Here is a 25,857-nt window from a genome sequence, read left to right as displayed (position 1 = left end):
AGAGTCATTAATCGTAATGGAATTTGTAACCTTGAAGCATATAATTTTGCAGAAAATAACGGTCACACATAAAGCTAAGGAGAATCGGTCTTGAATCACTTTGAAAGTTGATCACAAGACCGATTTATCATTAATGTTTATAAGGAAAATGGTGAAATTATTTTGTTAAAAATTATTAACACCAGTTTCTTAATTTAAAAACTTAGTTAATACCTTACTCAAGACCTTTGACTAAGTCGTCAGCTAAGTTATTCATTAATTCAAAATAAGCATCTGGTCCTGCTGTAATATTCGCACCCAGTGGATCTAAGGTTGCTGTTTTTGCACCAGTATCTTCAATAATGGTAGTAACCAATTTTGATTCAAATTGAGGTTCACTGAATACTGCACGTGCTTTCAAATCACGCACTTTTTTTCGTATCTCAGTAATTCTTTTCGCTCCAGGCTTTCTTTCAGGGTCAATGGTTACAGAACCAACAGCATTTAAGTTATAACTCGTTTCAAAATATTGATATGCAGAATGGAACACTAAGTAAGGAACTGTTTGTATTGGTGCTAATTTCTGCTGTAATTGTTGATCAAGCTTTGTTATTTTAGCTGTCATTTTCACTGTGTTTATTTCATATTGCTTAGCATTAGCTGGATCTATTTCAATTAACATTATGCTAGTTTGATCAACAATTTTTTGAGCAATACTAGGTGAAAGCCAGATATGCAGGTCCATAGAACCTTCATGATCATCATGTGCAACATGCTCTTCATGTTCGTCATGGTCATCATCATGTGCAACATGCTCTTCATGTTCGCCGTGGTCATCATCATGTGCTGCATGCTCTTTATGATCTTCATGGTCATCATCATGTGCAACATGCTCTTCATGTTCGTCGTGGTCATCATCATGTGCTACATGCTCTTTATGATCGTCGTGGTCATCATCATGTGCAGCATGCTCACTATGATCATGATGTTCCCAGTTTCCAAAGTCTCGTTTTGTCAACAATGACCCAGCTAACTGGTCTGCCAGTTCAAGTTTTTTGGCATCTTTTGCTAAGGTTTTTAACGGCTTATCAAGAAAACTTTCCAGCTCATGACCAACCCAAATAACTAGATCTGCATGTGATAATGTTCTTGCCTCTGATGGGCGCAAAGTATATCCATGTGGTGAACCACTTTTAACGATCAGCTGTGGTGTACCAACCCCTTCCATAACACCACTCACCAGGGAGTGAATCGGTTTAATGCTAACAGCAACCTGCGGGCTTTCAGCCGCATTTACTGAATGTTGTAGTAGGGCTGTAATCAATATGAATTGGGATAATAATTTTTTCATCTTGCATTCTCTTAAGTAGTATATGAAATTTGTTATATTATAACGGTACGTGGTGTTATAATATAACGCATTATTTTGTTATAAGATAACATTACTTATTTTTAATTTATATTTTTCTTGCACTATTTTCTATTAGTAAATAGTCGCTTGTAATAATTAAACAAGAGCAAGTAGTCATTGAACAGGCCAAAAGTTATAACTTTGTAGCCGAGTAAGGAATAAGAAATTATATGAATAAAGCATTACTTAATTTAAATGCAATTAACCTAGTATTAGGAGAACGAACGCTTTTAGAGAATATTAATTTACAACTAAATCCCGCCGAAATAGTGACCATCGTTGGGCCAAATGGCGCAGGTAAAACATCGCTTTTACGAGTCGCACTTGGATTACAAAAACCAACCTCCGGTACGGTGCAGCTTGCCGACAATATAACCATTGGTTATGTGCCTCAAAAAATTCATATTGATCCCACTTTTCCAATGACAGTTAGGCGTTTTTTAGCATTAGCAAAAACAACTCATAAAAAACCGTTTGAAGAATTATTAGCAGAAGTCGGTGCAGAACATATCATTGATGCTCCGTTACACACATTATCAGGCGGTGAACTACAACGTTTGCTGATGGCGCGTGCGTTAATACGTAATCCCAATGTATTAGTGCTTGATGAACCTGTACAAGGTGTTGATGTGCATGGCCAATCTGAACTATATAGCCTTATCAGCCGAGTTCGAACTGAGAGAAACTGTGCCATTTTGATGGTGTCACATGATCTTCATCTTGTTATGTCATCCACAGATAGGGTGCTCTGTTTAAATCAGCATATATGTTGTAGTGGTACGCCTGAAGTCGTTGTTAGTCATCCTGCTTATGCACAGTTGTTTGGAAAGCATGCAGCAAGTCATTTGGCATTGTACGTTCATGAAAAAAGTCACGAGCACAACCATGCACTTACTGAGCATGATCACAGCCATCAACATAACCAATTTTGTGAACATTTAGAGGGTAAAAAAAGTGATTGATGATTTTTTATTGAGAGCTTTAGTAGGGGGAATTGGCGTAGCATTAGTAGCCGGTCCCTTTGGTTCTTTCGTGGTCTGGCGCCGTTTAGCTTATTTTGGAGATACTTTATCTCATTCAGCATTACTAGGCGTTGCATTAGGTTTTATTTTAAATATTAACCTTACACTAGGTATTTTTATTATTTGCCAAACATTGGCGATATTACTTTTTGTTAGCCAATATCAACGTCAATTAACCAGTGATACCTTACTAGGTATCCTTTCGCATGGTTCACTTTCTTTGGGTTTAGTGGCCTTAGCATATATGGATGATGTAAGAATAGATTTGGTTGGGTATCTATTTGGTGACATTCTTGCAATAAGTGCTACCGATCTGTATTGGATTTATGGTGCAGGTGGCGTTGCTCTTTTGGGGCTAATGTGGATTTGGAAACCTCTATTATCGATCACCATTCATGAAGATTTAGCGCGAGTTGAAGGGCTTCCAGTGGATCGCACTAATTGGCTTTTCTTAGGCTTGATAGCTTTAACCGTCGCGATCATGATGAAAGTAGTGGGTATGTTATTAGTAACAGCTTTATTGATTATTCCCGCTGCGACCGCACGTCGTTTTGCTAGCACACCTGAAATGATGGCTATATTAGCTATTGTTATTGGTTGCTTTTCGGTGATTGGCGGATTACTTGGTTCTTATTATTACGATACACCATCGGGTCCATCGATTGTGGTCAGTGGTTGTTTATTGTTTTTACTGAGTATTATTATTCCTCGAAAATAATTGCACTTGCACTTTTTATGCGGATCTAGGCTTTAATTCAAGTGCGAATTCAGACTGCTCTATAGCCGTTACTTTTAAAGTGAAAATATAAAACTGTAAGTTGCCCAAACAATGGATATCGTTAATGGGCATCAACAGGTATAAGTAACGGGTATAAATAGAAGGTGACAGGTGGCGGTTATAGAGTTTCGCTAATCTATATTCAAAGGAATTGATTATTTGTAGCAGTATAGTCATCTCCAACACGTGCGCTAGAAAATAGCTTTAGATTATCAATGATTCAGATTAATATCAGAAACATAGTCGCTCGAATAAGAGGTTCATATGTTAATGAGAGAAAATACCGGACTTATTGTCGTTGATATTCAGGGAAAACTAGCGCGTTTAGTGGATGACAGTGATACTTTGATAAGTCACTGTGAAAAGTTAATCAAAGGCTCACAGGTGCTTGATTTACCTATTATTTGGCTAGAGCAAAACCCAGAAAAGTTAGGTTCTACCGTTGATGAGTTAAGCATTTTGCTTGATGATATTGAACTGATAACAAAATATACCTTCAATGCCTGTGATTCACCTGATTTTCTAGATCTAATTGGTGCTACCAATGTATCAACTTGGTTAATATGCGGCATTGAGGCGCATATTTGTGTATATCAAACTGCAAAAGGGTTGACGGAGCTAGGTTACAAGGTCGAACTTGTTAGTGATTGTATTGGCTCTCGCCTTGCAGTGAATAAACAACTTGCTATTAATGCATTACAAAATAGCGGTGTTAATACGACTGGTTTAGAAATGTGCTTATATGAATTAGTAAAAGATTGCCGAGATCCCGAATTCAAACAAATATTAGAACTAATCCGTTAAACTTGAGATGTCGATGAATACACCAGAGCCTTTAGTTACTGTTATAGAAGTAACCTGAGTATGTTCACTTGCACCACTCGAGCCAGTAGCAAAATTACTGTCAGAACTGTTTATTAACCTGGGATCTACTTTTAAACGTATTAAACTATGTTTCGGTAATTCAACAAAATGAGAATTACCTTTATTTTCATTTAGGCACAAGCTACAAATACTATTAGCATAATAAGCGCTATATAACCATTTCTGAGAACCTGATATTATTAATTGTCGACCCAACTCCATGACAGTAACGTTTGCAGTTGTATCCGTTTTTCTAATCATAATATTTAAATCTTCAATTTTTCCATCATGGAGTGTTGCTAACGTTTTATCGCCTCCATCAAAATGAGCCATATCTAATGGCTTGATTAATTCATTAACATACCTAACTTTATGGTTCTGTTGTTGATCCAAATACTCAATTGCAAAATGTTTAAGTGTTATGCCTTTACCTGACAGCAATACCAAAGTCCGTTGTAATTGACTAAAGTCAGAGAAAAGACCATTTTCAATTACACTCGCTTGGCTAATGCGAAAACATAGCCCATTTTTATCGTCATAACGTTCAATTTCAAGCGTATTACCAAGGCCATTTTTCCAAGGCATCGATTTGTACTGCTGTGGTAATAATATTTGATAATTAAGCACGTGATTTACCTTTATTTGAATCACTTATATCATTGCCTGCACTTATGTCCCTGCCCATAATATATTTAATATGAACAGAGACATGAACTAGGACAGTTAAATAGCTATTTTACTTCTACTTGATAGAGCAGAGGTGAACCTAATGTTAATTAATAAGTTGATCAAGCAGTGCATCATCTGCAAAGTTTGGAATAGTTACTTTAAGGTTTGGCTCCACTTCCATGGCGCGTTTAATTGCAAATACCGCACCATCATTTCTAGCCCAACTTCTTCTTGAAATACCATTGTTTACATCCCAATGCAGCATCGATTTAACACGACGATCGCAGTCTTCTGAACCGTCTAACATCATGCCAAAACCACCGTTGATCACTTCACCCCAACCAACACCGCCTCCATTGTGAATGCTGACCCATGTTGCTCCACGGAATGAATCACCAATGACATTATGGATTGCCATATCAGCAGTAAATTGAGAACCATCGTAGATATTTGAGGTTTCGCGATAGGGTGAATCAGTTCCTGAAACATCGTGGTGATCTCGTCCTAAAATGACAGGTGCTGTTAATCTTCCTTCTTTGATAGCTTTATTAAAGGCGACGGCAATTCTCATACGGCCTTCAGCATCGGCATATAGAATCCTAGCTTGTGATCCAACTACCATCTTATTTTCTTTAGCTTCTTGGATCCAAAGTAAGTTATCAGCAATCTGCTGCTTTATTTCCGCTGGCGCAGTCTTGTGCATTGCCAGTAATACTTCTGCTGCAATTTGATCTGTGGTATCAAGATCTTTACCATCAGATGATGCGCATACCCATCTAAATGGACCAAAGCCATAGTCAAAACACATAGGGCCCATGATATCTTGCACATAGGAAGCATATTTAAATGATCCATTTTGATTTAAAATGTCCGCGCCAGCACGACTTGCTTCTAATAAAAAGGCATTACCATAATCAAAAAAGTACATGCCTTTAGCCGTTAATGTATTAATTGCATTTACATGTCTTTTTAAAGTGTCGTGTACTGCTTGTTTAAATTTTTCGGGGTCATTCGCCATCATCTCATTGGCTTCTTCAAAACTATAATCTGTTGGGTAATAACCACCGGCCCAAGGGTTATGTAGTGAAGTCTGGTCCGAACCAAGGTCAATTGTAATATCTTCAATTGCTAAGCGTTCCCACAGATCAACTATATTACCAAGATAAGCTAAAGAAACAGGGATGTTCACTTTGATTGCTAAACGAATACGTTCAATCAGCTTATCCATCTCCTCATGCACTTCGTCAACCCACCCCTGTTGATGCCTTTTATAAGCTGCTTTAGGATTAACTTCAGCAACAATACCAATCGTTTTGGCAATAACCGCCGCTTTTGGCTGTGCACCACTCATGCCACCTAAACCTGAAGTAACAAAAATAGGCAATGTAGATTGGTCACGCTCCTTGATCATTCGTACCGCATTTAATACCGTAATGGTGGTGCCATGAACAATACCCTGTGGCCCAATATACATAAACGAACCAGCCGTCATTTGACCGTATTGAGTCACACCAAGTGCGTTGAATTTTTCCCAGTCATCCGGTTTAGAATAGTTTGGAATCATCATCCCGTTTGTGACTACCACTCTAGGTGCCTCTTTATTTGATGGATATAAGCCCATTGGATGTCCTGAGTATAAAACTAAGGTTTGCTGATCAGTCATTTCAGCCAGGTATTTCATGGTCAAAAGGTATTGTGCCCAATTTGAAAAAACAGACCCATTCCCTCCATAGGTAATTAATTCTTCAGGATGTTGTGCTATTGCATCGTCAAGGTTATTACTCAGCATCAGCATAATAGCCGCAGCTTGCTTTGATTGATGTGGAAATTCTTCAATTGACCTTGCTGATATTTTGTAATTTGGCATAAAACGGTACATATAAATTCTACCGTGATTTTGCAGCTCTTCGTAAAACTCTTCAGCAAGTACTTGATGATGTTCAGGAGAGAAGTATCTTAATGCATTTTTTATTGCTAGTTTCTTTTCAGCTGGATTTAAAATATCTTTTCTTTTAGGTGCATGGCTTAACTCGGTGCTACGTTGTTTTTTTTCTGGTAGTGTGTTTGGGATCCCTTCTAAAATCATCTCTTTAAAATTCATTATCTGTTTTCCTTAATATTTAAATCGCTTGGGTTACCTGCCGCGAGTAAAGCTTGAAATAGTTGTTGTAAAAGCGCACTTACTTGTGTTTTTTTCGCGGGATCAAGTTGATAGTTATTACAGTCATCCTTGAGGTAGGTTGCCTGTGATAATTCTAATTGAATGGCATGAATCTGCTGATGCGGTTTGCCGAATGAACGAGTGATATAACCGCCTTTAAAACGACCGTTACTCACTTGTTGATAGGGTGTTGAAGCAATTATTTTATTTAAAATATTTAGCAACGCAGGCGCACAAGCAAGCCCATTATTATTTCCAAAGTTGAAATCAGGTAATTTTCCAGTAAATAACATAGGTACAAATGCAGCGATGCTATGTGCATCAAACAAGATGGCATATCCAAACTTATCTTTAATACGTATTAACTCATCAGTAATTTTTTGATGGTAGGGTGCCCAAATTTGTTTTTTTATTTGCGCTTTCAATGTTTCTGAATGTGTTTGACCTGCTAAGAATACCGGCTGGTCGGAAAATAGAATGTCAGGAAATAGGCCCGTTGTTTTACTGGTATACAGTGGCCGATCATCAACGGGTCTATTTAAATCAATTACATAACGAGAGTAATTCGCGCTAATGTGACTGATATTCATCGCTTGTAAAAAATCATACAGTTCAGGAACAAACCAATCGGTATCAGGTAATGCTTTCGCTTGTTCGCTCAACCTTTGCTCCATACCCGTTATAAGTTTGGTACCTGAATGTGGCATGCTGACTAGGATTGGGCTATCACCTTGGAAAAAGTTAAAGGGTGATCGCATTTTATTTACTTCGTTTTCTTTTATACTTTTTGCTGCGCTATCTATTACTTTTTCTTCCGCATCATCTACAGCACGCTTTACTTCACTATTTACTACCTTCTCTACATCATCCCCTAAGAAATTAGCCATGAGTAATTTCTCCTGCTTTAACACGTGTTTTCAAAAGGTCGCCGCCTATCCAGTAACTTAATTCACCGGGACTTTGTACATTCCAGCAAACAAAGTCTGCCACTTTACCAATACTTAAAACACCATGAGTTTCAGCTAATCCAAGTGCTTTGGCAGCATGAATGGTCGCACCAGCTAGGGCTTCCTCAGGGGTAAGTGCAAATAAAGTACAAGCCATGTTCATCATTAATCGTAGAGAAAGTACAGGCGAAGTCCCAGGGTTTGAATCGGTAGCGATAGCCATTGGTACGTTATATTGCCGTAGTAGGGCAATAGGTGGTTTTTGTGTCTCTTTTAAGGTAAAAAATGCGCCCGGTAATAACACCGCAACCGTGCCTGCGTTAGCCATGGCTTTTACATCTTGTTCGGTTATATATTCGATATGATCCGCTGAAAGTGCCTTAAAGTTGGCAGCCATCTCAGTGCCACCTTGAGAAGATAATTGTTCAGCGTGGATTTTAACGGGTAACCCTAAAGATTGTGCAGTGTTGAAATAACGTGCTACCTGATCGGTGCTAAAACCAATATTTTCACAAAAAGCATCAACAGCATCGGCTAGTTCTAATTCAGCGACTTCAGGTAATAACTCATTACATAAATAATCAATGTAAGCATTTGCTTGGCCTTTAAACTCAGGTGGTAAAGCGTGCGCAGCTAAACAAGTGGTTTTAATTTCAACGGGATGTTCGTTTGCCAAAGCTCGAGCGGCACGCAACATTTTTATTTCGTGTTCAGTAGAGAGCCCATAACCGGATTTAATTTCTACAGTCGTCACACCGTCTTTGATCAGCGCCTGTAATCGAACTTGTGCTGATTGTATTAATTGTTGCTCGGTTTCTTCTCGTGTTGATTTCACGGAAGCAGCAATACCGCCGCCATTTTCAGAGATGCTTTTATAACTTACACCATTCAGTCTCTGTTCAAATTCAGTGGCACGATTACCGCCAAATACTAAGTGTGTGTGGCAATCAATTAAGCCAGGGGTAACCCAGCCACCACCAAGGTCATGTTCTATTTGGGATTGATGAGCAGGTAAATCGGCTTCCTTTCCAATCCAACTTATACGTTGGTTGGTAACGCCTATCGCAGCGTTTTCTATGCAGTGATATTGACCATCGCACATTGTAGCAACATGAAACCCAGTCCAAAGTGAATCAATTTTTAGGGAAGTACTCATAAATGCCCCACAGTTATATTGAAATATTAAGCTTAAAAATGATGTTCAATAAAAGAATACTTTCCTTAAACACCACCCAATCGTTAACGTTACATTTAATTAACCAAAACAAGATTTTGTATGGTTATTTATAAACACGAGATCATAGACTCGGCAATAATTGTGCAGGCATCAACTCATTATGTACGGCTTGTATTAACAAGTTATTCGCTTTTTCGATATCCGCCGCAAAGTAACGGTCTTTATCATAAAATGGCACTTGTGCGCGTAATTCTGCTTTTGCTTGTTCTAATGCATCAGAAGATTTAAGTGGTGCACGGAAATCAATACCTTGAGCTGCAGATAGAATTTCAACGGCTAAAATTCCACGTGTATTTTCAGACATATCTTTTAAACGACGCGCCGCAAAGGTTGCCATCGAAACATGGTCTTCTTGATTTGCGGAAGTGGGTAAGCTATCCACAGAGGCAGGGTGCGCAAAGGTTTTATTTTCACTTGCTAATGCCGCTGCCGTCACTTGCGCGATCATAAAGCCAGAGTTAACACCCCCATTATTAACTAAAAAAGGCGGTAACTTACTTAAGCCACTATCAATCAATAACGCCATACGGCGTTCTGACAAACTACCAATCTCTGCAATTGCTAATGCTAGATTATCTGCTGCAAACGCAACGGGCTCAGCATGGAAATTACCCGCTGAAATAATATCTCCATCTTGTGCAAACACTAACGGATTATCAGAAACAGAGTTTGCTTCAATATGTAATGTTCTAGCTGAATTACGAATTTGATCTAAACAAGCGCCCATGACTTGAGGCTGACAACGTAAAGAATACGGGTCTTGCACTTTCTCACAATCAACATGAGATTCACTTATTGCACTGCTATCACGTAATAGATGACGGTATGCAGCGGCTGCATCTATTTGTCCTTGGTGACCACGAACTTGGTGAACTCGATCATCAAAAGGACTGCGGCTACCTAGCGCAGCTTCAACGGATAACGAACCGCAAACAATGGCAGAAGCAAACAAATCTTCGGCATGAAATAAACCTTCTAAAGCAAAAGCTGTTGATGCTTGCGTACCATTAAGCAATGCTAAACCTTCTTTCGGTGCTAGTGTAATAGGTTGAAGCCCTGCAATCGCTAAAGCAGCTTGTCCAGAAATAATCTCACCTTTATAACGAGCTTGTCCTTCACCTAAAAGTACGGCGCTCATATGTGCTAAGGGGGCAAGGTCACCAGAGGCACCAACTGAACCTTTTTGTGGAATACATGGATAAACTTGTTTATTAACCAAAGTAATCAATGCTTCAATTACCGATAAGCGAATGCCAGAAAAACCGCGTGCTAAGCTGTTTACTTTTAAAGTCATCACCAATTTGACGGTGGCATCGCTCATTAATTTACCAATGCCTGCCGCGTGTGATAGTACGATACTTCGTTGTAACTCATCTAAATCTTCAGTTTTAATACGTGTGTTGGCTAGTAGACCAAATCCAGTATTAATTCCGTAGACGGCACGGTCATCGGCAATAACATCATTAACGATCTGATTACTGGCGTGGATCCCTTCAATGGCACTTTCATGCAAAGATAATTTTACGGCTTCACGGCTAATCTTGCGTAATTCATTAAGCGTCAGTTTTCCTGGATTAATGGTCAATTCAAACATGGTGCAATTCTCCATAACATTGGTTACTTAGTTTTATCTACCTGTTGTCAGGTAAAAGTGACTTGTATTTTTTTAGTAAATGTAACTATATACAATAAACAATACATGTATATACAACTATAAATTCGATACTAATTGCATTTAATATTCGGTGCAAGTCATTTGTAAAAGTAATCATGTGAATTAGACCCGTTATCAATCAAGATATATATTCAGTCGCTAACTCGGGCATCAAGACAAGACGTAATATGATGACAATGGATAGTCCTTAACGAATGTTGCAATGCAGTATTGGTTTTCGAGTTGACGACCCACAGGACAAGTCCTGAGGCAACTATCTTCGTTGTTATAAAGTTTCGATTTAACCCATTAGATCTTTGCCTTTATGCCTAGAATCTGTTCACCTCACGGCTTGCTGATTTTTGCATCTTGAATGGTGACGGGTATTTTCTAAATATGTGATCTGACTTTTATTCAGGAAAACAAGACAGAGTTTAGTCTGCCAAATAATTGTTTCCCTCTGTAAAGTTTTTAACGCAGAAATGGAGTATTTGAACCAACAACAATGAGCAGCAATTTAGCGGAATAAGTATAAGTTAAAGTATTTAATGAGTATGAACAGTGCAAAGTAGACAAAGCAATAGCAGAACATTCAGTCTGTTATTGCTTAAGAGCAGTGAGGTTTATATAAAATAGGACGTTATTTGCCGCCAAAATGGCCGAATAGTTGAAACCGTGAGCTAGGAGAAAGCAAACGAGCGGTAGTGACTAGTTGGTCATCACACCAGGTACGACGCTTTATTTGTAAACAAGGTTCATTGGCTTCAATTTGTAATAGTTTACATTCGTAAGCTGAAGGCATTACTGCTTCAACAAGGTGTTCGCCCTCTGTCATCGGGGCCACTTTCATTAGATAATCATAGGTTTCATTCTGTTGAAAATCTTGTTTGTCATAGTCAGGGGCAAGGGTCGCATTGACCACTCGCTCTTCAATTTGAATCGGTAGTTCATTTTCAAAATGTACGATGGTTGCACGGAATATCGTGTGATTGGTACGTACTGAAAGGTTGATCGCCTCTTCCATACTCGCATTAGTGCGTATTATCTCGATTAACTCCGCGCGGTGTTGATTACCCCGTTGTGCAATTTCATCGGCGATATTATGGATCTCTGAAAGTGCTGAATGTGTTTTCTTCTTTGCAACAAAGGTGCCGACGCCTTGTTGTCTAATTAAAATTCCTTCATCAGTTAATTCTCTTAATGCACGATTCACCGTCATTCGACTCACGCCTAATGCCTTAACCATCTCCGATTCTGAAGGCACTCGCTGGTTGGCTTGCCATTCACCACTATTAATTTTCAGACAGATTGCTTGTTTCACGCGTGCATAAATAGGTGCTGGAGAATCTTCTATCGACTGAGAAAGCTTGTTCATCATGCTACTGGTAGTTTCGATCACGATTTTACCTTGGTTTATGAAGGGGCCATTAATGCAACGTTTAAAAATAAAATATTTTGATAAGCAATTATACCCAGTATTTTGTGGTTATAACAGATAGAGATAGATCTAAGTTTATCTTGTATATACAAGATAGTTTCAGCTACACTTATAACCTCTTTTTTAGCGTGTATTTTGTAATCGATGATAGTGGGGTTATTTCATGGCTAGGCAGATTTATTTTGCAAAAAAAGCATTGTTAGCAAATGGATGGGCAAACAATGTTCGCTTCGACGTCATCGATGGTAGCATCAAAAGCATCACTATCAACACCATGGTAAACGGGGCAATCTATTTAAACGGACCAGTGATACCCACTGTTGCAAACCTTCACTCACATGCTTTTCAACGTGTGATGGCAGGTATGGCAGAGGTCAGCTTAGATCCTAATGACAGCTTTTGGAGTTGGCGTGAATTGATGTATAAAGTGGTTAATAAACTCACTCCCAATGATCTGCGTATTATTGCAACTCAATTGTATATTGATATGCTCAAAGCGGGTTATACCCAGGTAGTAGAGTTTCATTATTTGCACCACCAACAAAATGGCCAGGCTTATTCTCAAATCAATGAAATGGCAGTGCAGTTAATGCAAGCGGCTGATACAGCTGGAATAGGATTAACACTGCTACCAGTACTGTATGCTCATTCAGGTTTTGCTGGACAATTGCCTAATAGCGGGCAAAGGCGATTCATAAACAATAGTGAGCAATATTTAGCATTGCATCAAGCCTGTGAAAAACAATTAGCAGATCATCCATTACATCGTTTAGGCATTTGTTTCCATTCATTAAGAGCTGTCACTCAAGAACAAATACAAACAGTATCAAGCGCGATATCTAATCAAACACCCATTCATATCCACATCGCAGAGCAACAAAAAGAGGTTCAGGATTGCTTAGCATGGAGTGGGCTACGTCCTGTGCAATGGTTAAGTGATAAAATAGGCATCGATCAGCGTTGGTGTTTAGTTCATGCCACGCACCTTGATAGAAATGAATTATTAACAATCGCTCAAAGCAAAGCAGTCGTTGGTTTATGTCCAACAACAGAAGCAAACCTAGGTGATGGCATTTTCCCTGCGGTAGAATTTATGCAAGCTCAAGGCCGTTGGGGAATTGGTTCAGACAGTCATGTTAGTTTGTCACTAGTAGAAGAATTGCGATCGCTCGAATACGGTCAACGGCTACGAGATCAACAACGTAATCGGCTTTATAGTGATCAACAAAATCATGTCGGTGACTTTTTACTAAACCAAGCACGACTTGGCGGGAATCAAGCGGCACAAGTAAAATTAGGTTTAGCAGTAGGGCATCGTGCAGACTTTATGGTTCTAGATAATCAACATCCTTTTATTGCCGCAAGTAGCAATGAAGATATTATTAATCGGTGGTTATTTGCGTGTAATGAAAACCTAATTAAGCATGTTTACGTAGCTGGAAAACCAGTGATCAGCGATTTCAAACATATTAATGAAGATCAAACTCGTTTTGAGTTTACTGCTTTGTTAAAACGTTTGTTTATGGATAAATAATGGTTTGCTAATATATTTGGGTGTTAATAGTTATTTTTTAACAAACAGACAGCGAAGTAATAAGCCATTTTAAACAGTAAAATAGAGCACTTAATTAGACTATTTTCTGCCGATTAGACAAAGCCACGCTTTATCAGCATCACGGTGTATTTTTGAAAAAAAAAGTTTCATTATTAACTAACCACATCAAATAAATTGTTCAGCAGAATCAATTGCAGATCTCGCTTCAACCAATGAGCAGCCAGAAGCAGCAACTAACTCATTAACTGTCATGCCTGGATTCGATTTCAATAATAGGGATAAATCTGTAGTTGGTTTTGGTAATGCTTTATCAATCGCTTCTGCAATCCAACGACTATTATTTTCACGAAAATATAGACTTATTTGAATAAGATCTTTTTCAACCCCTATCAATGACCAATTTTTAGAACGACGAATACGCCTTAAAGTACATCGATGTTGAATAGCCATTTCTACTATTAACGATTTAGAATCAATACGATGAACAAAATTATTCAACTTGATAGATAATAAATCTGAAGCATTATTTAACACATTGTACCTTTAATAAGTTAACGCTTTGCCGAATGGGGACAGTGTAAAAGCATGATAACAAAAAATGTAATATAAAGTTACTCAGGTTAAATTAGACCAGAATAAAGGGAGGCGATTGAGTTAAAGGCTACCTAGGGTTAAACGCACATCAATTCCACAGTAATACTATCACCATGTATTAAGTTCTGCTTGTACTTATAATAAACTCACTTATAATTTAACTGTATAAATAAACAGTTAAATTGTGAGAGTCGTTATGAACTTCATTCTAATTACAGCAAGTGCAGGCATTACAGGCTTTGAAAGCCCAGCAAGTGACTACTTGCAATTACCATTAAGCTTAGATGCACTGCTTGTCGAGCACCCAAATGCCACTTTTATTGGTAAAGCTGATGGTCATTCCATGCAAGGTGTGGGTATATACAGTGGTGATATTCTTATTGTAGATAGACACGTAACAGCTAAAAATAACGATGTGATTGTCGCAAATTATAATGGTGAGTTTATTTGTAAGATCATTAATATAAATGAGCGTTTGTTACTATCTGCTAACCCTCGTTATAAAACTATCCCTATTAATGAAGACGATCAATTTACAATCGAAGGTGTAGTCACACGTTCAATTCGTTGCCATCGAAGCAGTCAATTATTAGCGGCAAACCTATAATGTTTGCATTAGTCGATGCCAACTCATTCTATTGCAGCGCTGAACAAGTGTTTAGGCCAGAGTGGCGAGGAAAACCGATCATTGTATTGTCTAATAATGATGGCTGTATTGTAGCCGCCAATAAACAAGCTCTTGCACTGGGCATTAAAAAATTCCAACCTTTTTTTAAAGTGCGTTATCTTTGTGAAAAAGTAGGCATCATCGTATGTTCATCAAACTATGAACTGTACGCAGACTTGTCGCATAAGATGATGCAAGTAATAGGGCGCTTTGCACCAGAGCAACACATCTATTCGATTGACGAATCATTCTTAGACTTTAGCAACTGCAGCGATAGCATTACAGATTTAACCATTCAGGCGCAAAAAATACGCCGTACAGTTTGGAAGGAAACCCGCTTACCGGTTTGTGTGGGATTAGGCGAAACCTTAACCTTAGCTAAAGTTGCGAATCATGTTGCCAAAAAGTGGGCCGGATTTAATGGCGTCTGTTTGCTAAATAACGAAGCATTTAAACAGGATATTTTTGCACAATTATCACCACTTGATGTATGGGGGATCGGTAAAAAAACCAATCAAAAGTTAGCGCAGAATGGGATAAAAACAGTATCGCAGCTGAGTAAAGCTAACCTTAAATTATTACCAAAAAGTTTATTTAATGTCGAATTACAACGCACAATCAATGAGCTAAACGGCCAACCTTGTAAGATATGGGATGGTGTGAGGGCGGATAAACTACAAATATTTTCAACGCGCAGTGTTGGACAACGCATTACGGATATTCAAAGTCTAAACCAAGCATTAGCCAAACATATTGCCATTGCTTGTGTGAAAGCCAGAGAACAATATTCACTATGTAGCACATTATTAGCGTTTGCGGCCAGTAGTCCCTTTGATAAATCACCGGCGAGTTATAAAGTAATTATCCACTTATCTCAGGCCACCAACGATACTTCACAACTGTTACATGCAATCAGTGAGAATATACATCTGCTATTTGAACCCGGTGTACGATATTACAAAATTGGCGTTGGGTTACTGAATTTAAGTAGTCAAAAACACCAACAACTTGATCTCTTCAACCCTTATAAACATAACGCGTCATTGATGAAAATATTAGATGGAATTAATCACCGCTATGGTACAAATAGTTTATTTTTTGCAGCTCAAGGCACTGAAGAAAAATGGTCAATGCGCAGAGAGTTATTAACGCCACAATACACAACACACTGGAAACATATCCCTAAGATTGGTTGTTAGCTAGTAGGGTTAAAACAAATAATTTTTCTTATATTTAAATTAAAATATTGATTACATTGGTAATTAATTTCAGTTAAAGAAATTTATTACCATATTTTTTATATAATAAAATTTAAAATAATTTTAATATAAATGCCATTTAAATACTAAAATCTCCCTTTATTAGCTGTAATAAGTGAGTACTTTTGTATATAGGAAATCGATTTAATTTTATAAAAAATCAACATATAAAGAAGCATTACTACTAACTTTTTTGATTTAATCTTCATTTTTTTAAGAAGGTGTTCAGGCGTATTTAAAACGTTAATCAGAAGGTAAAAAGGTGAGAATTATAGTAGTAAGTGTAAGTATTTTTATTAGCCCGTTACTACATTAGCAACGTATATTATGTGTCAGTTAATCCGCGAGTTAATTCTAAATATGCTCACTTTGAAACAATAACAGGGAGTTTAGACATAAAATTTTCTATCGATGCACTACAAGATACATAATATAAATATTTCAATTAACTTTAGCCTATTCAAAAAATATTCATTTAAAAGGGCGGATGTTAATGCTTATACTGTTGGGATTGTGCTGATTGGATTTTATGGAGGGCTAAAATTAAAATTGTAAGTAATAATTCAAAAAGATCATGTATTTAGTAAATAGCGATAGGTAACTTAACCATTAATCCATTAATCCATTAAATAAAAACTTGGTTAATAACTTTAAATGCCTTTCTTCATTTATTTTTATAAAAATTTAAGTGCTTAACCGGTAATGATGAGCTGCAACAACATATTTATTAGCCTTTACTGTTACTCAGTAATTTTTAAGTTATAAAAAATCGAACCTAAAAATAAGATGATAAATTAAATACTAGCGTTGAACTTTTTAAATAAGTAGTTGAAATTTAAGTGATATATTGAAATTAATAGGGTGGTTGTTAATTTTTTAATAAATAAAAAGGTTAAGAGATAATGCTTATTTTTGTTAGCAATGAACTACTAAAAAATCTTCATTTATTAAAATATCATGGCATATACATGTAAATTTTAGTTTTGAGTTTCATAACCAATAAAAGAAATCCTCTATGGCCGTAGAAAATAACAAGATGATAATCTGTATTTGACTAGTCTATTTGTAATGTTTCAAAGGTAAAAGATAAATAAGGATAATCAAGCTTCTATAGCTTATGTTTAGCATTCAAAAAATAAATTAACTGAATTTTATTTAAAATTTAAATGTCATTAACAATTAACAATTTATATTTAATGAAGTGATACGGGCACGATGTGACACCAAAATTAATTTAAAAAAATAATTAACTGTATATTTTTTATTAGGAATCTTAATTTAAATTTTAATCGAAACTTCATATGACTAAAAATAAATATAGTTAGTGGAAAACTTAATTTTTAAAATAAAAGTTTATTAACCGGTTATTTATATAAACTTTTAAATATTTATATGCGGCCAGATTGCAACGAATAGTTATTAAATCCTAATATCTAAGTTACTTAAATAAATTTAACTTACAAAAAAGTTAACCATTATATTTTTCAACAAAAGAAAAATAATAATAGTTTTAAAACAAGTAACCAACATAACTGTATAAATCTAAATTTTACTTCATGAAGTATGAAGTAAATACGATAAATATAAGTATCAATATAATGCGTTAATATTTCATGTTGGTATTGAAAAGAAAAAATAGAGTTAATCTGATAATTGAAAAAACTGACAATAAAAATAAGTTAGACATGAAATCATAACGAATGAAAAAGAAATAGATATTTAGTAAAGGCTCTGAGGTTTTCTACTTATAGACGAATACCTTAATAATCTATCAGATTTCAACACAGAGCGCCTAATTTATAATCAAATAAAGCAATGTTGAGAGTAAAACAGAATATTTGGCGTATTTATAAGGTAATTATTAAGTATATGAATTAAGAAATAACAAAATAAGCAGTTTTAACAGCCTTAAATATAAATAGTAAGGTAATAACTAAGTTCCTAGTTAATTTTCAAGCTATGAGATAACAATAAAACAAACCAAAGTCAGATTTACATTACAAGACAAAAAACGTACTTAACTATTAAGAATAGTTTCAATTATTAATCAGCAATAATAATGAACAAATAAAAAATCAATAAATGAGGAAAGGAGTAATCCGTGAAATATAACGCAACTGGATTATTAACTGGATCTAAATTAGTTAAAATACATTAGATTAAATAAGATCAATATATTGAATAATGCACAATAGAGTAAAATACCCACCCAACGTAAACATTAACAACACTTCGCATAATGTATATTATGTTAAATAGAGTTTTAATATAGCTGTTTTTAATGTTAACTTGTGTCAGTGTAAATTAAGAATGAGATCCAGTATCACCTTAACTTTCTTTTATTTACCATAATTCTATTTAACATAAAATGTATAACATACTGTTATCCTTTATGTTTTTTGCGCTTTTCAGCGCTTTGGCGTTTATCACGAATCAGCTTGGTAATTATGACTATGTAAATTAAGCATGAGATCGCTTATAAGTGTTGTGATATTTCCCCAACATGCCCGAATCATTTTAAATACTGAATTAGTGCCACTTCAAATTTAACCTGGATTGTCCAAACCTAATAAATCATCAGTATCCGACTAACATTTTTGTTCAAACGTTTACGAATATTTTTCGCCACCAGATTAATCTGAACACTAAACTCTGTCATGAAGTTTTACTTTTGACATGAACTTACTTAAATTTCTTAATCGGTTTATTCATGGACAAAATATTTATCAACACACTTCATCACACCTTATAAATGCGAATAATTTTGAATAATCTAATAATCTAATAATCTAATAATCTAATAATCTAATAATTTAATGATCAACTATCACATTAACTAGCTTTATAGTTTTAATATTGTTCGAATAATTTCTATTAGAAAATTAATCTTAATACTAATCTCTATGTCACATAGGTTAATGTTCGAATTCTAATATCTTCCACGACATTAACTTACTGCTGTTACTTAATTATTTTGTGAATGAAAAAATAATTATTACACTTCATCAACCTGTTGATGCGGTTATTTTTAAATGACTAATGATAAATTCTCACATTAACTAGCTTTATAGTTTAATATTGTTAAAATATTTTTTAATCATTACACTTGGATTGCAAATATTTTATTTTAATATGGGAATAATAAATTAAAATTTTAACAAACCAAATAAACTTTCTGGTTATAAAAAAAATACTATCTACACCCCAATATTTTTACAGATAGTAATTATTTCTTTTCCTATCCTAGCTCCTAAAAATAAGATCATAATCAGAATTAATTTTATTATTAATAAAAAGTTTGTCTTAAATTACAGAAAGTTTTTTATTTTAATTTAACTACATGCTATTCATAGAAAAAGTATTAATCTAACTGCCCTTCTATTTTCAAAAATTCTCGATTGTTCTGTTAAACCTCCTGATGTATTAAGCGGACAAAAATAGAGAATTTAAAATGTGTAGATATGCGGAACACAACCTACTGTTTTAGTTGAATTTTTAATACTTTGTTATACAACTCATATGGATAATACACAGTTAAAAATGATTTAATATTTTGATTACTCAGAACTATATTCAATCACGTATTAGTCCACTCGATATTTTTGATTAATTCTCCGCCATTCTCTTCTTCGCCATCCCCCTAATTTGGGAAGGTGGAAATTCATAATGTTATGAAAAGAAAATCCCTTTAACAGATGGTGGAAGCTTAAAGTTTTTATTACTGTAATCAATTTCAGGATGTAGTTCGAAAACCAAAGGATCAATATAGCGATCAGTAATGCGTTTTTAGCCAGACAAGGTTTGATGTCATTAAAGGACTTGTGGATTAATATTCACTATTGATCATAAGATGAACCGCCCTGTGCGGAGCCGCATGCAGGGTGGTGTGGGGGCTGGAGGTTAGATACCTCCGGCTACCCGATTATATGCCGACGATATGTTCATAGAACCACCCATTAAATTCATGCATTAAATCTGTTGGCTTAAAACCAAGTCGGTTGTAGTTGTCCGTAGCCCTAACAAGCATCCAAACAGCTTCATCTTGAATGTCAGCTTCAAAGGTTAAATCATCTTTACTTGAGAGATGTTTAACAGCGTTTCTGACTTTATTTTCCCCATTTGTAGTGAATTCTTTCCAGTTCTTTGGTGGGTTAAGCCATTCCAAACCAGGTCTATTATAATTTTTGTATAACTCCTGAATCGAGTTCTTAACTCCATCAATTTTAAGTGCCATACCTAAAATTTCTTCAGCGGCTCCGCCAAGGGTAAGTGCGGAGACATAGGACTTACCAGATATAAATAGATCCAATGCAGTTTCTAATTGCTCAATTGCAATTTCTATTTTGTTATGGATATCTAAATTCATAGTGTCCTAGGCATATAACGCTTTGCTAAGCGGAAAATAATGGTTGGCTATAATCGCGCAGCGATGGCCAACTGTTATTTTTCCGTTTAAGCAACTTGTTATATTTTTATTTATGTTTAGTGTCAGCTATAACTTACTTATTATTCCTTGTATGCAATCTGGATCTACGTATCTCCCATTGACCTTACCTTCTACCCAAAAACCATCAGCAAGGATTTTACTTAGTTCCTGAACCGGTTGTTCGTTAAAAATCTCAGGATATATCCGCTTATATGCGTTGAATGCTGCTTTTAACTTACGATTGGATTCTTCAGCTAAAGTCAACGTGATGCTCTCTCCTGAGTTGAACGTAGGAATGAAAATTTCGAGAAGGTTGTTTTTTAATTCTTGCTTCAGCTTTCTACGGCTAGTTATTCTCTCAAAATAAAGTCCTAATAAGAATGTAAACACACCTGGAAGCCATCCATTCATGAAGCTATAAAGTGAAATTTTCCACCACTCAATATCGTTAATTATAAAGTCCACTTAACAACCTCTATCTATTGAATGCTAATGACGCTCAAAAATATAACGTCCGCATAAACGGACAAAAATTGTTGGTTAAAATTTGTTGAGGAACGAAACATAACCAACTGTTTTTGTTCTGATTTAATGCACTTGTTATATGCCAGCCTTAACTTGAAATTTTAGAAGTTAAAATATGATCTTCCCATTTCCCTGCTATTTTTAAATATGATTTAGCAAGACCTTCTTTTTCAAATCCTAACCTCAACAACAACTTTTCAGATCGTTTATTTTGAGGGATATAATTAGCCATGATTCGATGTAAATGATATTCATTGAATAAATAACTAATAGAGCTTTCGAGCATTTCAAACATTAAACCTTTCCCTTGTTCTCGCTCTGAAATGGAATACCCAAGGTTACAAGCTTGAAAAGCACCATAAACAATATTTGAAAAGGTACATAGTGTAATTATTTCTGTTTTAGTTTTATTAAAGCCAACAAGGGAAATCGAGGTACCCAACTTAAAATTTTGCAAATTTATATCAATTCTCTTTCTACTCTCTTCAATAGAATAATAATCCAGTGCTCTTCTCGGCTCCCACTTTGCAAGGTGGTTCTTATTTTCATTCTGATATTTAACAAGTAAAGGTAAATCTTCAGCTTTTAACACAGATATAATAAGATTTGGTGTTTTCAATTCAGAAATCATAGTGAACTCGTAAACTCTTAAGGCATATAACGCCCATAATAACAGGCTAAAAATTGTGGGCTAAAATAAGTTAGGCACGAGCGATAGCCCACTGTTTTTAGTCCTTGTTAATTGACTTGTTAGGAATTATCAAAAGTCATCCAGTGCGAATGGTTTCCCTATAAAGAACCCTGATTTAGGAAAACCACTTCCATCGTCATAACCAATCCAAGTTTTTGCAGAACTATCAATTAGATTAAAAATTTTCTTAACAATAGGTTCAAGATCATAATCAGAACTTGACGACCAAAAAGAAAAATCCTCATCGATTTCATCAAATGGTGCTGAACTACCAAACTTTGATCTGATTGTTTTTTTAAAATTGTTTCGTTCAGAAGAACTCAAACAGCCACCAGGAGCAATAATAGTGAGGTAAAGTATAATGAGTTCGTCAAATGTATTGCCTAGCGAAGCTAATTGACTTTCTATGTATAGCTTCGTATTGACATCATCTGGACTGTAGAACTTATCTTTTTTATAACCTAAATCAATGAAATAACTATACATTTTATGATGTTGCAACTCATTATCCAAAGCTGTTATCAATAAATTCATCATTGGCTGATACATCGATTTTGTAGCAAGAACTTTAAGCCTTTTATAACCAGACTTTTGCACTTTAAAATGTAACAGCTCATGAGCCAATGATGATGGAGATTTATCACTTGGTGAAAATTCAATCACAGCTTTACCATTACTGATAGATGTTCCCCATTCAGACGAAGAGCCTCTTTCGGAAATAATAGGCATCCAATCGTTTATTTCATTATAAAGAGCAAGTAGCTTTATATTTTTCTTTGCTAATTTATCAAATTTCATTAAATACTCGTAGTTAAAAATATTCCTAACGCCCTAATAACTGGCGTGTAGGTTGGCTTTGTTTTTGCCATGTTTTTCTTATGCAAAAACGATGACAACCGTAATACGTCCAGTTGATTAGCTTGTTAAGTCTCTATTTCGACTGATTCATCTTCTGCTTCGGAAAGCATTTCAAGTACATATTTAACAGGAGATGTAAGTGCTTTTTTAATTTTCAATGCTTTAGATGCGAAAGAATCCATTTTCTCAATTAATTCACCTAAACGCTTAATCACATCTGAATCAGTTTTTGATGCAGCCTTTAACTCTTCTTGATTGGCAACAACAGCACCAAGAGTTCCTTGTAGTGCTTCTTTTAGACCTTTAGCCCCCTTGATTTTATATAAACTGATTGCACTTCTGATTCTTTCAACTTCTTCTAGCAATGACAGCCTCAAAGCAGCAGGTAAACTTGATTTATATAATGTTTCAAATAATTCTCCGGTTTTTTGAATAATAAACTTTAGATCTTCTTCTGAAATTGATTCTTCTGAGTAAAATCGAGATAGTTCATTGGCACAAAACTGCAATCTTGTTAAGGCTTCATCAGTTAAATGAACCTTTACCGAAGCCCATGTCGCATTTAGATTTAGAGGGAAGAATGACCGGTCTATTTTATTAAAAGAAGTAAGGTATAAATCATGATTTAGAGCATCATTCATTTTTATTAATGACTGTATTTCTTGAGATAATGAATACAATTCAACAACAGACTTTGTTATCAAAACATCATTTTCTTCTATAGCAAACGCTGAAGCCCAGACTTTTTTTACAGACGTTTTATCTGGCTGAGATTTAACTCCAGCGAGAATTTTATAAAGTCTTCCTGCTGGATTTGATTCATCTATCAATTTACTCTACTCCTTTGATGAGACTTAAGCGCTTGTTAGCTCTTTTCGGTATAAGACTTACCTTCGATAATTCCACAAGTAGAAAGGGTGATTTCTAAGCGTTTAAATAAGGCTAGAAAATCTGCAATATTCATATCTTTACGAACAACTTTAACCTCAACAGAGTCACCACGGGCTTCGAGCATTTCTGGGATGTTGGCGTAACCATTAAGTTCCGCAACTAAGAATTTGACACTTACAGGGTCAGTATGTGAGCCATGGTTTTCCCCTGCCCGCATTGAAATCCCTACGACAAACTCACTCTTAGAAATATCGCCATTTTTCTCAAGCCACGTTGCAGCATGTTCCAAATCTGCTTTATCTGCTGCTGAACTGCCTTTCATATCACCGTATTGAACTGATGCTTTAAATGTTTCCATTACTTTATAATCCTTACTTAGTTAATATTGTTACGATGTTCGCAAAAGTGCTAACGCCGCGTTAAGCGGTGAAAAAATTGTGGGTTAAAATGTGTAGCGAAGCGAAACGTAACCCACTGTTTTAGTTCCGTTTAAATGCCTTGTTATACGAGTTTATAAATTACACTGGCCTTCATTGATGCGGAAGTAGACTCCAGTTTTTTTATCTAGCAATCCTAAATCAAGACTATCCATTTTCCATTCAAAATTATATTTGCTTGGATGAGGTAGGTTCCCCTGATCATATAAGCTATTTATAAATACTCTATCGTTAAGTTTAATATCAGTATCTCTAATTAACTGAGCATAATAATCACTCATTCGAATAATATACATAGGGTGACCTGATGACATTATTGGGTTACTCATATATGTAGTCCCCGGCTCCATGCCCATGGTTGTATACTTCTCATGAAGGTGCCACATTCTTTCTCTTTCTTCAGTCATTTTACCATCAATACTAGCCGACTCGAAAACGTCATGATTAAATATACCAATTGCATGAAACTCAGTTCTTGATACAAATGCAAAGAGCACATCATTTGTTCTTTCTGATAAACCAGTATCTTGCACATTCATATTTAAATGAAAATGATGAAAACCTTTTGTATTTAGTATTTGATCTTTATCTTCCCAAGAATCAGCCTCACCGTCTCTAATCCTTTGAGATGGTGTATATCCATATTTATGCGCCCTTTGAGAGTGGTAAGGGTATATATCTTCGCCTTCCCTAACCTTATCTAATAAACTATTTATGCCACCTTTTAATTCTTTCCAGCGTTTATCTGCCGTAACCTCTGGGGATAGTTTGATTTTTCTAGTGCGTGGAGGAACAATTCTTGTTTTCCAATGTAAATAGTGAATTAAAACTCCATTTAGCCCCTGAGATTCAAGCTCTGTTAGAGTATCTTTGGTGTTAGGGAAAAAAGGTAGTTCTTTGATTAATTCTGACTTCAGTTTTTTTATTGTTTTTGACTCTTCCATTTACATATTCACCTAGATATTCGAGTACTCGTATAACGCCTCACTAAGAGGCAAAAAATAGTTGGTTAAAATAAGCGACGAAGGAGCAAAAACCAACTGTTATTTGTCCTTTTGAGTGACTTGTTATATTTTACTTTTTATTCCAAGGTGGATTAAACATTGAAATTAGTATGCGCTCAATCATTGAAGCTGTGTTAGCGTCTTTAGTCTCAACCCAGCGAACGGAAATATTTTCTTTGATATAATTTCGCCTCTCTAATCTGTCAGGGAATTGAGATTTATATGCTCTTTGAATTGCATGCTTATCATCGCCGGAAAGATGTTTACTTAATAATCTATCTTTCAAGCCACCAGACCCCTTTGCCTCTCCAATATAAGAAAGTATCCCGTCATGGTTATAAATGATGTAAGTTCCAGGCTTTTTAGATGGTTGAGCAACAGCAAATAAAACAGGATCCATTTCAAAAAGTGACTCTAAGTAAGTTTCAATTTCTGGTAGCAAAGTAGCTAATTTAGCCTGCCAATGGCTCATGACTTCTCCGTAAAATATAACGCCGCGTTAAACGGCAAATAATGGTTGGCTAAAATAGAGAGCGAAGCGAACAAAGCCAACTGTTATTTGTCCGATTGCACGCCTTGTTAGTTGCTGATACTGCAACCTTTTTTATGACACAACTGTATCAACAACGTAGAGATTACCAACATAGTAGCTAGCTGAAATACATGGAAGTTTGAACGCTGAAAAATAGAGGCCGAGCGTAAACACTTCCTGTGATTGATAACTTATTACTTAAATGCTGATAAAAACAGTAATCCTGCCCTTAAAAATACGCAAAATCTTTTAAGCAAC

22 protein-coding genes are annotated in these 25,857 nt (G+C 35.7%); 6 read left to right on the top strand and 16 right to left on the bottom strand.

Annotation, left to right across the window (positions count from 1 at the left end; all coding sequences use genetic code 11):
• Nucleotides 1-214 precede the first annotated feature (214 nt).
• Nucleotides 215-1,330 (bottom strand): zinc ABC transporter substrate-binding protein, encoded by a 1,116-nt coding sequence (locus tag MT390_RS03070; RefSeq protein ID WP_499439538.1) that lies wholly within the window; start codon nt 1,328-1,330, stop codon nt 215-217.
• A gap of 230 nt (nt 1,331-1,560) precedes the next feature.
• On the opposite strand from MT390_RS03070, the gene znuC reads away from it, so the two are divergent.
• From znuC to MT390_RS03055, 3 genes are all read left to right on the top strand, one after another.
• Nucleotides 1,561-2,352 carry a zinc ABC transporter ATP-binding protein ZnuC gene (gene znuC / locus MT390_RS03065; RefSeq protein WP_166372915.1) on the top strand — a complete coding sequence of 264 codons (792 nt, stop codon included), beginning with the start codon at nt 1,561-1,563 and terminating at the stop codon, nt 2,350-2,352.
• Complete coding sequence (locus MT390_RS03060) at nt 2,348-3,130, top strand: iron chelate uptake ABC transporter family permease subunit (protein ID WP_499439804.1); 783 nt, start codon at nt 2,348-2,350, stop codon at nt 3,128-3,130. Before znuC ends, MT390_RS03060 begins: the two co-directional genes overlap by 5 nt.
• A gap of 324 nt (nt 3,131-3,454) precedes the next feature.
• Complete coding sequence (locus MT390_RS03055; RefSeq protein WP_499439536.1) at nt 3,455-3,994, top strand: isochorismatase family protein; 540 nt, start codon at nt 3,455-3,457, stop codon at nt 3,992-3,994.
• On the opposite strand, the gene MT390_RS03050 is transcribed toward MT390_RS03055, so the two are convergent.
• From MT390_RS03050 to hutC, 6 genes are all read right to left on the bottom strand, one after another.
• Nucleotides 3,983-4,681, bottom strand: a complete 699-nt coding sequence (locus MT390_RS03050) for a HutD/Ves family protein (protein WP_499439534.1) — start codon at nt 4,679-4,681, stop codon at nt 3,983-3,985. The genes MT390_RS03055 and MT390_RS03050 overlap by 12 nt on opposite strands.
• A gap of 145 nt (nt 4,682-4,826) precedes the next feature.
• On the bottom strand, nt 4,827-6,824 hold the full coding sequence (hutU, locus tag MT390_RS03045; RefSeq protein ID WP_499439532.1) for a urocanate hydratase: 1,998 nt from the start codon (nt 6,822-6,824) through the stop codon (nt 4,827-4,829).
• On the bottom strand, nt 6,824-7,771 hold the full coding sequence (gene hutG, locus MT390_RS03040; protein ID WP_499439531.1) for an N-formylglutamate deformylase: 948 nt from the start codon (nt 7,769-7,771) through the stop codon (nt 6,824-6,826). The genes hutU and hutG overlap by 1 nt, the downstream gene beginning before the upstream one ends.
• On the bottom strand, nt 7,764-8,969 hold the full coding sequence (gene hutI / locus MT390_RS03035) for an imidazolonepropionase (RefSeq protein ID WP_499439802.1): 1,206 nt from the start codon (nt 8,967-8,969) through the stop codon (nt 7,764-7,766). The genes hutG and hutI overlap by 8 nt, the downstream gene beginning before the upstream one ends.
• Before the next feature lie 160 nt (nt 8,970-9,129).
• Nucleotides 9,130-10,662 carry a histidine ammonia-lyase gene (gene hutH, locus MT390_RS03030; RefSeq protein WP_166369509.1) on the bottom strand — a complete coding sequence of 511 codons (1,533 nt, stop codon included), beginning with the start codon at nt 10,660-10,662 and terminating at the stop codon, nt 9,130-9,132.
• Between the two features lie 700 nt (nt 10,663-11,362).
• Nucleotides 11,363-12,121, bottom strand: a complete 759-nt coding sequence (gene hutC, locus MT390_RS03025) for a histidine utilization transcriptional repressor HutC (RefSeq protein ID WP_166369507.1) — start codon at nt 12,119-12,121, stop codon at nt 11,363-11,365.
• 202 nt (nt 12,122-12,323) lie between these two features.
• On the opposite strand from hutC, the gene MT390_RS03020 reads away from it, so the two are divergent.
• On the top strand, nt 12,324-13,694 hold the full coding sequence (locus MT390_RS03020; RefSeq protein ID WP_499439529.1) for a formimidoylglutamate deiminase: 1,371 nt from the start codon (nt 12,324-12,326) through the stop codon (nt 13,692-13,694).
• Between the two features lie 186 nt (nt 13,695-13,880).
• Here MT390_RS03020 and MT390_RS03015 read toward each other — a convergent pair whose 3' ends face one another.
• Nucleotides 13,881-14,249 (bottom strand): ribosome recycling factor family protein, encoded by a 369-nt coding sequence (locus tag MT390_RS03015; RefSeq protein ID WP_499439528.1) that lies wholly within the window; start codon nt 14,247-14,249, stop codon nt 13,881-13,883.
• 256 nt (nt 14,250-14,505) lie between these two features.
• Here MT390_RS03015 and MT390_RS03010 point away from each other — a divergent pair, with 256 nt between their 5' ends.
• Nucleotides 14,506-14,916 carry a LexA family protein gene (locus MT390_RS03010; protein ID WP_499439526.1) on the top strand — a complete coding sequence of 137 codons (411 nt, stop codon included), beginning with the start codon at nt 14,506-14,508 and terminating at the stop codon, nt 14,914-14,916.
• Nucleotides 14,916-16,175, top strand: a complete 1,260-nt coding sequence (locus tag MT390_RS03005) for a Y-family DNA polymerase (RefSeq protein ID WP_499439524.1) — start codon at nt 14,916-14,918, stop codon at nt 16,173-16,175. The genes MT390_RS03010 and MT390_RS03005 overlap by 1 nt, the downstream gene beginning before the upstream one ends.
• 3,982 nt (nt 16,176-20,157) lie before the next feature.
• On the opposite strand, the gene MT390_RS03000 is transcribed toward MT390_RS03005, so the two are convergent.
• From MT390_RS03000 to MT390_RS02965, 8 genes are all read right to left on the bottom strand, one after another.
• Nucleotides 20,158-20,601 (bottom strand): hypothetical protein, encoded by a 444-nt coding sequence (locus MT390_RS03000; RefSeq protein WP_499439522.1) that lies wholly within the window; start codon nt 20,599-20,601, stop codon nt 20,158-20,160.
• A 126-nt stretch (nt 20,602-20,727) separates the two neighbouring features.
• Nucleotides 20,728-21,126, bottom strand: coding sequence for a hypothetical protein (locus MT390_RS02995; protein ID WP_499439520.1), 399 nt, complete (start codon nt 21,124-21,126; stop codon nt 20,728-20,730).
• Nucleotides 21,127-21,274: 148 nt separating this feature from the next.
• Nucleotides 21,275-21,817 (bottom strand): GNAT family N-acetyltransferase, encoded by a 543-nt coding sequence (locus MT390_RS02990; protein ID WP_499439519.1) that lies wholly within the window; start codon nt 21,815-21,817, stop codon nt 21,275-21,277.
• Nucleotides 21,818-21,946: 129 nt separating this feature from the next.
• Nucleotides 21,947-22,675: a hypothetical protein gene (locus MT390_RS02985; RefSeq protein ID WP_499439518.1), complete on the bottom strand. Its 729-nt coding sequence runs from the start codon at nt 22,673-22,675 to the stop codon at nt 21,947-21,949.
• A gap of 125 nt (nt 22,676-22,800) precedes the next feature.
• A complete protein-coding gene (locus tag MT390_RS02980; protein WP_499439516.1) occupies nt 22,801-23,565 on the bottom strand; it encodes a hypothetical protein in 765 nt (254 codons plus the stop codon).
• Nucleotides 23,566-23,600: 35 nt separating this feature from the next.
• Nucleotides 23,601-23,984: a hypothetical protein gene (locus tag MT390_RS02975; RefSeq protein WP_499439514.1), complete on the bottom strand. Its 384-nt coding sequence runs from the start codon at nt 23,982-23,984 to the stop codon at nt 23,601-23,603.
• Between the two features lie 153 nt (nt 23,985-24,137).
• Nucleotides 24,138-25,007 (bottom strand): hypothetical protein, encoded by an 870-nt coding sequence (locus tag MT390_RS02970; protein ID WP_499439513.1) that lies wholly within the window; start codon nt 25,005-25,007, stop codon nt 24,138-24,140.
• A gap of 130 nt (nt 25,008-25,137) precedes the next feature.
• Nucleotides 25,138-25,539, bottom strand: a complete 402-nt coding sequence (locus MT390_RS02965; protein WP_499439512.1) for a GIY-YIG nuclease family protein — start codon at nt 25,537-25,539, stop codon at nt 25,138-25,140.
• Between the last annotated feature and the right edge of the window lie 318 nt (nt 25,540-25,857).

The organism is Vibrio sp. 2-Bac 85, from assembly GCF_037546705.1.
In the GTDB taxonomy this organism is placed as follows: Bacteria; Pseudomonadota; Gammaproteobacteria; order Enterobacterales; family Psychromonadaceae; genus Psychromonas.
This window is presented reverse-complemented; position numbering and strand designations above follow the sequence as displayed.